General features: G+C 71.3%; 12 protein-coding genes, 1 rRNA gene and 1 pseudogene. 5 read left to right on the plus strand and 9 right to left on the minus strand.

The features are described 5' to 3' along the window. Positions 1–77: 77 nt before the first annotated feature. The 3 genes from ACFYST_RS18380 to ACFYST_RS18390 form a co-directional block, all read right to left on the minus strand. Entirely contained in the window at positions 78–1184 is a 1107-nt protein-coding gene (locus ACFYST_RS18380) for a hypothetical protein (RefSeq protein WP_387863528.1), read from the minus strand. Between the two features lie 375 nt (positions 1185–1559). Further along, entirely contained in the window at positions 1560–2003 is a 444-nt protein-coding gene (locus ACFYST_RS18385) for a hypothetical protein (protein ID WP_387863530.1), read from the minus strand. Positions 2004–2088: 85 nt separating this feature from the next. After that, positions 2089–3171 (minus strand): winged helix DNA-binding domain-containing protein, encoded by a 1083-nt coding sequence (locus ACFYST_RS18390; RefSeq protein WP_387863533.1) that lies wholly within the window; start codon positions 3169–3171, stop codon positions 2089–2091. Between the two features lie 68 nt (positions 3172–3239). On the opposite strand from ACFYST_RS18390, the gene ACFYST_RS18395 reads away from it, so the two are divergent. Both ACFYST_RS18395 and glmS read left to right on the plus strand, forming a co-directional pair. Continuing rightward, positions 3240–3545, plus strand: coding sequence for a hypothetical protein (locus tag ACFYST_RS18395; protein WP_387863536.1), 306 nt, complete (start codon positions 3240–3242; stop codon positions 3543–3545). 48 nt (positions 3546–3593) lie between these two features. Further along, positions 3594–5435: a glutamine--fructose-6-phosphate transaminase (isomerizing) gene (gene glmS, locus ACFYST_RS18400; RefSeq protein WP_387863538.1), complete on the plus strand. Its 1842-nt coding sequence runs from the start codon at positions 3594–3596 to the stop codon at positions 5433–5435. Between the two features lie 98 nt (positions 5436–5533). Here the strand turns inward: glmS and ACFYST_RS18405 are convergent, their stop codons facing one another. Then, positions 5534–6637 carry a calcium:proton antiporter gene (locus ACFYST_RS18405; RefSeq protein ID WP_387642228.1) on the minus strand — a complete coding sequence of 368 codons (1104 nt, stop codon included), beginning with the start codon at positions 6635–6637 and terminating at the stop codon, positions 5534–5536. 95 nt (positions 6638–6732) lie between these two features. Here ACFYST_RS18405 and ACFYST_RS18410 point away from each other — a divergent pair, with 95 nt between their 5' ends. Next, entirely contained in the window at positions 6733–7647 is a 915-nt protein-coding gene (locus ACFYST_RS18410; RefSeq protein WP_387863541.1) for a polysaccharide deacetylase family protein, read from the plus strand. Positions 7648–7684: 37 nt separating this feature from the next. Here ACFYST_RS18410 and ACFYST_RS18415 read toward each other — a convergent pair whose 3' ends face one another. The 4 genes from ACFYST_RS18415 to ACFYST_RS18430 all read right to left on the minus strand — a co-directional run bounded on the left by ACFYST_RS18415 (position 7685) and on the right by ACFYST_RS18430 (position 10136). Continuing rightward, positions 7685–8302 carry a DUF6629 family protein gene (locus ACFYST_RS18415; RefSeq protein ID WP_387642223.1) on the minus strand — a complete coding sequence of 206 codons (618 nt, stop codon included), beginning with the start codon at positions 8300–8302 and terminating at the stop codon, positions 7685–7687. Positions 8303–8330: 28 nt separating this feature from the next. Then, complete coding sequence (locus ACFYST_RS18420) at positions 8331–8447, minus strand: VOC family protein (protein ID WP_387642220.1); 117 nt, start codon at positions 8445–8447, stop codon at positions 8331–8333. A gap of 369 nt (positions 8448–8816) precedes the next feature. Next, positions 8817–9500 carry a DUF1707 domain-containing protein gene (locus tag ACFYST_RS18425; protein ID WP_387863544.1) on the minus strand — a complete coding sequence of 228 codons (684 nt, stop codon included), beginning with the start codon at positions 9498–9500 and terminating at the stop codon, positions 8817–8819. A 288-nt stretch (positions 9501–9788) separates the two neighbouring features. Continuing rightward, the gene (locus ACFYST_RS18430) at positions 9789–10136 is read right to left on the minus strand and encodes a hypothetical protein (protein WP_387863546.1); all 348 of its coding nucleotides are present in this window, start codon (positions 10134–10136) and stop codon (positions 9789–9791) included. Between the two features lie 877 nt (positions 10137–11013). On the opposite strand from ACFYST_RS18430, the gene ACFYST_RS18435 reads away from it, so the two are divergent. Further along, positions 11014–11370, plus strand: a complete 357-nt coding sequence (locus ACFYST_RS18435; RefSeq protein WP_387863549.1) for a hypothetical protein — start codon at positions 11014–11016, stop codon at positions 11368–11370. A 38-nt stretch (positions 11371–11408) separates the two neighbouring features. Here the strand turns inward: ACFYST_RS18435 and ACFYST_RS18440 are convergent. Next, positions 11409–11822 (minus strand): annotated as a pseudogene (locus tag ACFYST_RS18440) (phosphotransferase); the annotation flags it as partial. Positions 11823–12425: 603 nt separating this feature from the next. On the opposite strand from ACFYST_RS18440, the gene ACFYST_RS18445 reads away from it, so the two are divergent. Further along, positions 12426–12515, plus strand: a 16S ribosomal RNA gene (locus ACFYST_RS18445); the annotation flags it as partial.

Genomic DNA, 12515 nt, shown 5'->3' on the forward strand with positions numbered 1-12515 from the left:
GGGAAGCACCGCCAGGGGCGCGTGGGGGGTGCCCCCACGCGCCCCTGGTTTCGCGCCCACCTGCGCGTCGCACCGTTTCAGTCAAGCGTGCTGGAGAGCCCACCTGCCGAGCGGCAGTAGCCCTGGATCTCCTTGTCGGTGATCTTCGCGCAGAGGCGCCCGGCTGCGCCGTCGTCCGTGTAGTTGACGGTGTAGTAGCTGACCAGCCCCTGCGCGCAGGCCTTGCGCTGCCAGGCGTCCTTCGCGGTGGCGCACTGCTGGGCGGCCCAGTCCTCGCGGTCCAGGTTGTACTTCATGGTGCGCGAGCCCACGCCGCGGGAGCAGTCGTTCTCGCCGCCACTGGCCTTCGCGTTCAGGCACCACTGGAGGGCCTGGGCGAAGGTTTCGGGGTGATTGGCGTAGTCGTGCGAGGAGAGGAAGTAGGTGGGGGCGTAGAAGAAGCACGCGGACTGGTACAGGGAGGGCTGCTCGGGGCAGGGGTAGAGCGGGTCGGCGGCGAGCTTGTCCGCGGGGAGGTTGGCCTTGGCCTTCTCGTCCTCCTCGTCCGGGGCGAAGAGCTGCATGAAGACGCCCTCCGAGCAGGTGATGCGGCGGTTCTGGGAGGGGAACTTGTCACACAGGGCGCGGGCGGCGGGGATGTCCTGCTTGGTGACGAACATGATGCCGTGGCCGACGCCGTGGATGCAGGGGCCCTTGTTGGCGGGGGCGCACAGGGTGAGGATGTCGCTCTGCGGGTCCTGGGAGTTGGCCAGCATCTCCTCGACCGCGCCGTGCAGGTAGCCGGCCGCGCAGGTCTCGTGGGGGAACGAGATGACCTTCTGGAAATCCTGGTGGTAGCGCTTCACGGCGGCGTGCCCGAGCTCGTGCGCCACGGGGTGGCAGAACCGCACGGTGTACGGCTTGTCCTTGGTGATCCTGTCCAGGTCGGCGAGGGCGACGCCGGGGTCGCCCGCGTCCATCTCGGCCATCAGCTTGTTGCGCAGCGTGGAGCGGGTCCACACCGCCGGGTCGCCGGTGGGGGAGGACGACGCGGTGCCGGGCCCGGCGGCGGTGCGGCCGCCCGGTCCGGAGGGCGAGGAGGCGGCGTTGGCGGGCTTGGGCGCCCAATCAATGACCAGGACCGACCCGAGGCCGAGCGCGGCCAGCAGGACGGCGGTGACGACGGCGAACACACGCGGTTGCATGACGGACGGTCCCCCTGGAATCGACACGGACAGTACGCGGCCCATCCTGCGCGGTGACCACCGGAAACCCCGACCGAACACCGCCGATGGATGCAAGCGCCCGGCCACGATCACCCGGACGCGCGCTGCGCACCGTCCTTCAACGACGGCCCCCCACCCCGGGTGCGTCCCCACTACCCGTTCGGCCGTCGCATCCGACTACGCGCCGCGGAGCCGATCGGTTGCGCCCGCGCACCGCCGCACGCCGTCCTCGTCCGGGCGCCGACGACCGGCGCCGAGCGCCACCCGGGCCCAGAGCCCGGCGAACGCCGTCAGCACGGCCGGGCCGAACCACGGCCCCGCGAGGCGGCTGTCGTCCGCGTACGCGGGCGGCACCTAACCGGCCGGGTCCACCAGGTACGGCCTGGTCGGGCCGGGCTGCGCCGGCGGCACGCAGTCGTGGAGCACGTCGTGCGGCAGCGGCGTCCCGTCCGCCCGGCGCAGCACGCAGACCAGGTCGTCGCCGCGCTGCGCCGCCGTCACCACGAGCTCGGGGCGCTCACCGCGCAGCCGCAGGAGCTCGTCCGAGAAGATGCTGCCGGAGAGGGCGAGCAGGACGAAGCCGAGCAGCGCGCCGCCGACGGTCCGTCGCCAGCCGGCCCGGAGCAGGACCAGCGCGAGTACCGAGCCCGCCAGCACCGCCAGGCGGGCGGGATCGCCGAGCCGCGCGTGGTCGGGGTCGGCGGACAGCGCCCCCAGGCCCAGCAGGGCGAGCGGGGTGAGCGCCGCGAGCGTGACCCGGGCGGGGAGGCGGCGGGAGGAGGTGTCCGACGTACGCATGGGGCAGGTCCTCTGACGCGGAGTCGGAAAATCGGACGGATTGGACGCGCACTGTACGGCAACGGTGGTGGGGGCGTCCGTTCGGTCATTTCCGGTGCAGGAAGCGGGCGAGGGCGGCGGACGCGGTTGCGATGCCCTCGGCGAGGTGGGGGGAGGGGGCGAAGAGGGCGATGTCGGCCTGGCCGCGGCTCAAGGTCCAGGTGCCGTGGGCGAGTCCGTCGGCGAGGACGGCGGCGCGGATCAGGCCGCCGCCGGGGCGGATCCGCTTCTCGTGGGCGGCGGGTACGGAGAGGGCGGTGGAGCGGTAGCCGACCAGGTAGTTGTCGTAGGCGGGGAGCAGCCGGACGTCGGGGGCGGGCAGCGGGGCGAGGCCGAGTTCGGCGGCGCGGTCGGCGGGGAGCGCGCAGTCCTGGTCGCGTACCCGGACGCGCAGGAGTTCGCCGGTCGTGTCGAGGGTGCGCCAGGCGCGTCGGGCGGCGGTGACGGGGAGGCCGGACCAGCCCGCGAAGTCCTCGGGCGTGGCCGGCCCGTGGGCGCGCAGGTAGCGGCGGGTCAGCTCGGTGACGGCGGCGTCGCCGGTGGGGCCCTCGGGGGCGTCGGGGACCCAGTCGGCGAGCGGGACGAAGGTGTCGGTGCCGTTCCGGACCGGGCCGTAGCAGATCAGGCCGCGCAGCGCCGTCCGGCGGATCAGGTGGAACGGCGCCTGGCCGTCGGACGGGAGGCCGGCCGCGGCGAGGCGGTCCGTCAGTTCGGCGCGGGTGGACGGGCCGTGGGTGGCCAGGGTGTCCATGATCACCGCCTCGGCGCGCTCGCAGCGGCCCTCGTCGAGGCCCAGTTCGCGGTGGCGGCGGGCGCTCAGGCGCAGGAAGTGCGGGCCGAGCAGGGCGAGTAGCCAGCGCAGGTCGGCGGTGGTGACGGTGTGCAGGGTGCCGCGCAGGAACCAGCTCCGCAGCAGCGTGCGGTCCTGCTCCAAGGCGAGCCGGACGTCGGCGGCGGTGAGGTCGCGAGTCCTGACGCCGATGCCGATCGTGCCGGCCCGGGCGTCCTGGGCCTGGACGCCGACGACCCGTTCGACGGCCTCGACGGCGGTGCGGAAGGTGACGCCGCCGCCGATGCCCTGCCCCCTGGTGCGCAGGGCCCGTACCTGTTCGTCGTCCAGTGCGCGCATGCCGTAACCGTATACGCGGGGTGCGTCAGCTCGCTGTCCTGCCCGAAATCGGGCAAGATCTTTGGCAAATGGACACTTCACGCCTAGGCTCACCGAACGTGCCTGCCTCACCACACCCTCATGAGGACCTGCTCGCCCACCTCGCCCGGACCACTGCGCTGGGCCCCGGAGAGGCGTCGCGGGTCGTCGCGGAGGTGCTGGCGTACTTCTCCGAGACCACGGAGGCGTACGTCCGCCGCCGCCACGGTGAGTTGCAGGCCAGGGGCCTGACCAACGATCGGATCTTCGCCCGCGTCGGCGCGGAGCTGACCGCCCGCCGGGTGGCCGCGCCGCAGCTGTCGGTGCGCCAGCTCCGGCGGATGGTCTACGGCTGACCGGGCCCCACTCCACAGACAACCCTCGAACCACCAGGAGTCCACGTCATGTGCGGAATCGTGGCCTACATCGGCCCCAAGGACGCGTCCCCGTTCCTGCTGGAGGGCCTGCAGCGGCTGGAGTACCGCGGGTACGACTCGGCGGGCGTGGCGGTCGTCGCCCCCGCCACCAAGTCCGTCCCGGCGAAGTTGAAGGTGTGCAAGGTCAAGGGCCGGGTCGCCGACCTGGCGGCGGCGGTGCCGGCCCGGTTCAAGGGCGGCGTCGGCATCGGCCACACCCGTTGGGCGACCCACGGCGTGCCCTCGGACGAGAACGCTCACCCGCACACCGACAACGAGGGCCGGATCGCGGTGGTGCACAACGGCATCATCGAGAACGCCGACGAGCTGCGCGCCAAGCTGGCGGCGGACGGCGCCGTGTTCCGCTCGGAGACCGACACCGAGGTGCTGGCCCACCTGATCGCCGCGCACCGCGCGGACGGCGGCGAGCTGGAGGACGCGGTCCGGGCCGCGCTGAAGCTGGTGGTCGGCACGTACGGCATCGCGGTGCTGGACGCCGAGCAGGCCGACCGGATCGTGGTCGCCCGCAACGGCAGTCCGATCGTGCTCGGCATCGGCGAGAAGGAGATGTTCGCCGCGTCCGACGTCTCCGCGCTGGTCCGCTACACCCGGCAGGTGGTGCACCTGGAGGACGGCGAGCTGGCGACGGTGCGCGCCGACGGCTTCCGGACCTTCACCGAGGACGCCCGGACCGTCACCCGGCAGCCGTCCACCGTGGACTGGGAGATCGGCTCGTACGACACCGGCGGCTACGCGCACTACCTGCTGAAGGAGATCCACGAGCAGCCCGGCGCCGTCGAGCGCACGCTGTCCGGCCGGCTCGACGAGCGGTTCTCCACCGCGCACCTGGGCGGGCTGAACCTGGACGCCCGGGAGCTGCGGGAGATCCGCCGGGTGAAGATCCTCGGCTGCGGTTCGGCGTACTACGCGGGCGAGATGGGCGCGCAGCTGATCGAGGAGCTGGCCCGGATCCCCGCGCACTCCGAGCCGGCCTCCGAGTTCCGCTACCGCAACCCGGTGATCGAGGCGGACACCCTGTACGTGGCGGTCAGCCAGTCCGGCGAGACCTACGACACGCTGGCCGCGGTGCAGGAGATCAAGCGCAAGGGCGGCCGGGTGCTCGGCGTGGTGAACACCGTCGGATCGGCGATCGCCCGCGAGTGCGACGGCGGCATCTACCTGCACGCCGGACCCGAGATCTCCGTCGCCTCCACCAAGGCGTTCACCTCCACCGTGGTGGCGTTCGCGCTGCTGGCGCTGCACTTCGGCCGGATCCACGACCTGTCGCCCGCCGACGGCCGGCGGATCGTCGCCGGGCTGAAGGCGCTGCCCGAGCAGATCCGGGAGGTGCTCGAACAGCAGGCGGAGATCGAGAAGCTCGCCGCCGAGTACGCCGAGAGCCAGGGCATGATGTTCATCGGCCGGGTGCGCGGCTACCCCGTGGCGCGGGAGGGCGCGCAGAAGCTCAAGGAGATCTCCTACGTGCACGCCGAGGCGTACCCCGCCTCCGAGTTGAAGCACGGACCGCTGGCGCTGATCAGCCCCGAACTGCCGACCGTCGCGCTGGTGCCGGACGACGAGCTGCTCGACAAGAACCTGACCACGCTCGGCGAGATCAAGGCCCGCTCCGGGCGGGTGCTGGCCGTCGCGCACCGGCCCATCGAGGCGAAGCTGGCCGACCACTGCGTGGTGGTCCCGAAGAGCGAGCCGGAACTCGACCCGCTGCTGCTCAACATCCCGCTCCAGCTGCTGGCCTACCACGCCGCGGTGGCCCTCGGCCGGGACGTGGACAAGCCCCGAAACCTGGCCAAGAGCGTCACTGTGGAGTGACGTTTCGGCAGTCCGGGAAGCCGTCGGTAAGCAGTCGGGCAACGGCAACGGCAACGGCGGCGGGTGCGTGGTGCACCCGCCGCCGTTTCTTCTCCGCCTTACGGGCTGACGGCGAGGACCAGGTAGGCGCCGAGGATCGCCAGGTGGACGCCGCCCTGGAGCGGGGTGGCGCGCTTGGGGATGACGGTGAGGGTGCCGACCGCGACGGTCAGCGCCAGCAGGATCATGTGGGACGCGTTGAGACCGAGTTCGAGCGGGCCGCTCAGCCAGGTGGAGGCCACCGCGACCGCCGGAATGGTCAGCCCGATCGATGCCAGGGCCGAGCCGAGCGCCAGATTGAGGCTGATCTGCACCCGGTTGCGGACCGCCGCCCGGACCGCCGCGATCGACTCCGGCAGCAGCACCAGCAGCGCGATCACCACACCGACCACCGCGTTCGGCAGCCCCGCGGACTCCACCCCGCGCTCGATGGTCGGCGACACGCCCTTGGCCAGGCCCACCACCGACACCAGCGCCAGCGAGAGCAGCGCGACACTGATCAGCGTCTGCTTCCTGGACGGCGGCTCCGCGTGCTCGTCCGACGGGTCGATCACCTCGCCCGCCGGGTTGACCGGCAGGAAGAAGTCCCGGTGACGGATCGTCAGGGTCGACACGAACAGGCCGTAGATGACGATCGACGCGGTCGCCGCGAACGCCAGCTGCGTGGGGTTGAACTGCGGGCCCGGCGTGGAGGTGGTGAACGTCGGCAGCACCAGGCTCAGCGTCGCCAGCGTCGCGATCGCGCCGAGCGCCGCGCCGGTGCCCTCCGCGTTGAACACTGCCTTCCGGTACTTCAACGCGCCGACCAGGATCGACAGTCCGAGGATCCCGTTGCAGGTGATCATCACGGCGGCGAACACGGTGTCCCGCGCCAGGCCCGCGCTCTTGTCGCCACCGTCCGCCATCAACGTCACGATCAGCGCCACCTCGATGATCGTGACCGCGACCGCCAGCACCAGTGACCCGTACGGCTCGCCGACCCGATGGGCGATCAGCTCCGCGTGGTGCACGGCCGCCACCACCGACACCGCGAGGAAGACCGCCACCAGCGCCACCACCGGCCACGGAAGTTCTCGGTGCCAGGTCGCCAGGAGCAGCAGGAACGCCATCACCGGGGCGACAGTCGTCCACTGGAGATAGAGCGGTCGAGTGGGAGCAGCCATACGGCCGAGCTTCGCAGATGGCACCTGCCCGGCCCGGAAGTGACACTCGTGGCGGTGGCCACGACGGATGGTGACGAACAGTGAGGAGCGGCGCGATGGTCGGACGGCGGACGGTACTGGCAGCGGCCCTCGGACTCGCGACGGGGTGCGCCCATGCCCGTTCGGAGCCGGCCGTCCCGGCGGCGGTCGGGCCGGCGTCCCCGTCCGTTGCCGGGTCGGCTGCGGTGGCGCCGCCGAGCCCGTCCGTTGCCGGGTCGGCTGCGGTGGCGCCGAGCCCGTTCGGTGCGGTGGCGCCGAGCCCGTCCGGTGCGGTGGCGCCGCCCAGTCGGGAGGAGGTGGTCGCCCGGTACGCCGGGCAGCGGCCCACCCAGTGGGGGACCGACCTGCCCGGGGTGGTGGCCGAGGTGCCGGACGGAGCGCTGGCCCTGACCTTCGACGCCTGCGGCGGCCCCGGCGGGGACGGCTACGACGCGGCGCTGATCGACACCCTGCGCCGGCACCGGGTGCCGGCCACGCTGTTCCTGAACGCCCGCTGGATCGACGCCAACCCCGGCCCGTTCGGCGAACTGGCCGCCGACCCGCTGTTCGAACTCGGCAACCACGGCACCGCGCACCGCCCGCTGTCCGTCACCGGCCGCTCGGCGTACGGCATCACCGGCACCGCCGACGCCGAGGCCGCCTACCGGGAGGTCGCGGACAACGAGGCGAAACTGGCCGGGCTGCTGGGGAAGCCGCCGCGCTGGTTCCGTTCCGGGACGGCGCACTACGACGACATCGCGGTGCGGATCGTCGGCGAACTGGGCGAGCGCGTGGCCGGGTTCGCGGTCAACGGCGACGGCGGGGCGACGTTCAACGCCTCGCAGGTGGCGCAGACGGTGGCTGCGGCTCCCGCCGGGGCGGTGGTGATCAGCCACTTCAACCACCCCGACGCGGGCACCGGCCCCGGCTACGCGCAGGCGCTGCCCCGGCTGGTGGACGCGGGCCAACGGTTCGTCCGGCTGTCGGACTGACCGGGTGTTACGTGCGTCGAGCTCGTCCGGCCGGCGCTCATCGACGCTGCGGGGGAGCGGAGTTGGCGCGGGTGTGGCGGGCCCAGTCGTAGAGCAGGACGGAGGCGACGGCGGCCAGCGCGCACCAGGTCGAGACGAACGCCAGCCGCCACAGCAGGCCGCAGACGAGCGCGCCCGCGCCGAGGAACGCGCCGAGGCGGCGCAGCCGGTGGTCGCCCGAGCAGAGCAGCGAGCCCACGGTGGCGGCCAGGTAGCCCGCCAGCAGCAGGGCGGCGGCCGGGACGCCGATCGCGTAGTCGAGGGTGTGGCCGTGCGGGTGCGCCGACACCGGGTGCCGGGCCAGGGCAACGGCCAGCGGGACGGCGACGGCCGCGCCCAGGGCGGTGAACCAGGCCGCCGAGCGGCGGCCGGTCGCGCACCACACCGCCGCCGGCACGTACACCGGCAGCAGCGGCAGCGCGATCACCGCCCACACCGTGCGCGCCCACGCCCAGCCCGACCAGACGCCCGCCTCCACCAGCTGGTGCACCCCCAGTAGCAACGGCAGTGCGGCCAGCGGTAGTTGACTCCTCATCCTTGCGTGCAGCACCGTGGCGACTCCGACCGCCGAGACGGCGCTGCCGACGAGCAGATCGGCTCCGGCGCTCCAGCACACCCCGCCAGCCTACTGAGCGCCGCCGCGATCAGTACGACTGAAGCGCGATCAGCGTGCCCTGCGGGTCGCGCAGATGGGCGCTGTGCAGCGTCGGCCCCCACTCCGGCCGGTCGATCGGCGGCAGCACCCGCCTGCTGCCCGCCACGGCCCGCTGGAGCAGTGCGACGGTCTGATCGAGCTGTCCTTCGGCGCGGAAGACCTTGGCCCGGCCGTCGGGTGGGCAAGATGTGCGACGCGTCGTCCGGGGGCAGCGTGCGCTCGTAGCCGGCCAGGGCCCGCTAACGCTGCCAAAGATGCCGCGATCACCGAAATCCCGCGGCTGTCGTGCGACCGAACAGGACCATACGTACGCGCCGTCACGGCACCCATGCCCTGCACGCCCGACGGAACCGATCCGCCAGCCGGGGCCGGAGGCCTGGGGCCGGAGTTCGGCGCCGGCGTGCACCGCGTCCGAGCGTAGCGGCACGTGGTGCGGCGGGCTTGGGATTCCGGCTGATGGAAGGTCAAGGTTCGCTTAATTCAAGGACCTTGTAGAGGCGGAGGCGGGCAGGGCCGAGTGCCTCCGCAGCGACCAGCGGCCGGTCGTCCGGCGGGGGCGGCGCACCACGACGCGGCCGAAGTTCTTCCGGCCGACCAGCTCCACGCGCAGCGTGGTCGGTGCGGTGAGTGCGGTCGGGTCCGGGGTCTGGCGGTTCCTGACTCTGCTGTGCTCCAGCATCAGGGCGTCGGTGTCGACCACCATGCCCGGTGCGACGATCAGCGTCAGGGTCTTGCCGCGCATGTCGAGGTCGATCCGCAGGGTGTCCTGCATGATCACCGCCTGCGTGAAGTCGAGCGTCACGTCGCACCACTCCAGGTCGAGTTCCAGTCGGCGCGGCACCACCCAGCGCCCCACCCGCTCGACCCGACTCCACTTCTGCTCGATCCGCAGGACATCCTTGACCTCCGCCGCCACCCCGTGGGCAGAGAGCGAGATGGGCGGCAAGTCGGCCGTGAGTGCAGCCAGTTCGCCGACCGTTCGGGCCGACAGGGCGACCTCCAGGCGCTCGTCCAGCTCCTCGGCGGTCAGCCGACCGTCGCCCGCCGAGACCCGCAGGATGTCGGCCACCCGGTCCCGGTCCGCGTGTGAGGCCCGCAACTCGGGCTGTGTGGTGGTGGAGCCGGTGGGCTTTCCGGCGGGCGAGATCTCTCCGGGCATGCTTCCCGTCCTGGGTTTGGCGAAGGTCTTCCCGCGGTGGGGCCGGGGGCGCGGGTAGAGACACGATATATCGCGATAGGTGTTTCCGCCAGGGTGGTCGGAGGTGGGGGGCGGGCGTGGTGGCCAAGTGGCTTTGGGGGTGCGGATGTTGTGGGTGTGGGGCGGGCACTGGGTGGGGCGGGTGCTGGGTGTCGCGTTATGTCGTGTCGGGGGTGGGGACGGTCGGGCGGCTGCGGGTCGTGCGGCCGCCCGACCGTCACCGCCGAAGGCGGCGGGTGCGAGGCTTGCTCAATGGTGGGGTTTTGAGAGGAAGCTGAACCGGACGGCATTGGGGAGGGTGCCTCCCCAGGACATTCCGGTCTTGGGCGGAAGCATGTCCAGGGGCACGCCGCTGCAGTCGGTGTTCTCGTAGACGGTCGCCGTGACGTTTGTTTCGTTGTCCGCGCCGGTCACGGGGAGGCCGAAGCTGATGCACTCGCCGCTCGGCGGGTCGACGAGTGTGTGGTCCTCTCCGTCGATGTCGGTGTAGGTGAAGTTGCCGGTGGCGGCGTGGGCATCCGTGGCGATTCCGGTCACCAGCGTGAGTGCTGTGCAGGCGGCAAGAGCAAGTCGGGCTGGGTTCTTCAGGGCGGTCATGCGGTGTCTCACCATCGTCGAGTAGGGATGTGAGCCACCAGGGTCAGTCCGGCCCAGACCTAGCTTTGACGGCGCTCCGCCGTTGTCACTCGATCGATTCGTACACGAAGGGCAAAGGGGTGCAGCGGGGCGAGGGGGGTCGGCCGGGGGTCTTGAGGTGCCGTGGGTGTCTCGGGATCCTCTCGGCGGCCGCGTCTGGTACCCGCCGGCCGAGCCCGGTCGCGGGCTTGCCGACTGCTGGTGAACGGAGGCCGCGACGCTGTTGCGCGACTGTGGGGGCGCGGCCCCTGTCGACCGGACCAGGATGGCCCTCCCGTCCGCCGGCGCGGACCTGGCGAGGTTGAGAGTGGCGTTGTGTCAGGCGGCGATCAGTTCCAGTCCGACGGCGCGACTGCCGACCGGCAGTCCGATTGCGAAGTGATCGCCTGATCGGGTCGCCGAACTCCCGGCCGCTACCCGCAAGTTGCTGCGTCCGGATTCGGTGAGGCTGATGCAGGTACTGGATCGGCAGAGGCTGGGCCTGGCCTTCGTCGGCGCCTGATGGTGGGGGTCCATGCCGAGCTGCGGGTTGCTCGAGTGTCTTGCTCGGATGGTAGGTGTTTCGGCCGAGGCGTGGCTGCCGGGTCTGTTTGGCCGCGCCGACGGCTTGGTGTAACTCCTGGTGTCGGGTGGCGAGTTCGGTGGCAGCCGGTGGGGGTTTGGCGCGGGAATGAACGCGTTCAAATAGTGTGCGACGATTGGCGCGAGCGAAGGGTGGGCAGCTGGCGCGCCCGGGAGCGGCAGGGGACCGATGGTGGAGTTGGAGGGTGGGAGCGGGCGGCCTCGCAGTCGCGATCACCTGTACTGCTGGTCGACGGCCTGGGCTGTGTTCACGGCGTTGGCCTACCTGGTTCCGGCGATCGCCGGTGTCATGGGGGCGCCGCCGGCTCTGCTCGTGGTGGTGGTGGGCAGTGGGTTCCTGCTCGGTGTTCAGCTCGGGTATCTCAAGGCGTGGCTGCCGTTGGTGAGTGCGGGGAGTGCGGCGGCGGTCTTCCTGATAGGGGAGGCGATGTTTGCCGCCGTGGCCGGGGGTTTCGTTCCGGTGTTTCCGGACGGGGCTCGTACTGGGGCGACGATTGTGGTGCTGGCCGAAGCTCCGGTGGTCGTCGGAGTGGGGGCCGGGCTGGCGCTGCGGTGTGCCCGGCGGTGGCAGAAAGCGGTGTGTCGGCGTCGGAGGCTCGCTGCGTCCCGGTGAGCGGCCGGGGTCGCTCCGCGCGGTCTCACATCCCGGTCTCACATTCGGGATCGCGGTACGTCGACCTCGCAGCCCGGCGAGTAGGGGTCGAAGCCGTGGTCGACCAGTCGGCGGACTGCGAGCAGGCTTCGCAGTGACCACCGGGTGTGGATCACGTTGAGGTCGACGTCGGTGCCGTAGCCGGCCGGACGTCGGCGAGGTCGTCCCGGTGCCCGAGGGTGGCGAGGTCGTACAGGTGGGTGGCCCTGGCCCGCCTCCGACCAGTTGACGGTGCCCGTGACCCTGTCGCCGTCGACGAAGACGTACGCGAGCTGTAGGTCGCCGTGGGTGAACGCCGGGGCCCATGGGCGGAGTGCGGCCTCGGCGACCTGGCGGTTGCGGGTGACCAGGTGGGTGGGCAGGAGGCCGTTCGTCACGAGCGGCTCGCGCTCCTCGTTGAGTTCCGCCGTCAGCGTGGCGGTGCCCGCTGAGGTCCAGCTGCCATCCTGGCCGGGGCGTCTGTCGTGGGCGTTTGTCTTGGGCGCGGAGTTGGAGTACTGTTCACCAGCCGCTTGACAGGGAGCACCGGACACGCAGCTTGTGTGGACGGTCCCGGGGCGGCCAATCCCTGAGAACCACCCAGTTGATCCGTGACGGGTCGCGTCCTTTTCGCGTCTCCGTTCGTATTTGCTGTGCGCGTTTTCGGAGATTGCGGCGGATTCGCTTTTCGGAGCGGGGATCGGCTAGAGTTTGAAACGTCGGACGGGCCGTCAGGTCGGGAAGGCGAAAGCGAGTCAGATCGAATGAAACTCCGGAAAACGGGGCGGAAAACATCTGATAAGCTGGAAACACGAAAGAACGAAGCGCCCGGAGGGCCCGCAGGGATGCGGCTCGAAGGAAGTGTCCGTTCCTTGAGAACTCAACAGCGTGCCAAAAGTCAACGCCAGATATGTTGACATCCCCGGCCAGCCGATATCGGTTGGTTGGAGATTCCTTTATGAAGTAACACTAGCGAGGACGCAGTGCGCAGGACCGCCCTATTCCGGTGGTTGCTGTGCCGCTCTTTCGTGAAAGCATTCACGGAGAGTTTGATCCTGGCTCAGGACGAACGCTGGCGGCGTGCTTAACACATGCAAGTCGAACGGTGAAGCCCTTCGGGGTGGATC

The sequence above is a fragment of the Kitasatospora sp. NPDC004614 genome (assembly GCF_042873675.1).
Lineage (GTDB): Bacteria > Actinomycetota > Actinomycetes > Streptomycetales > Streptomycetaceae > Kitasatospora.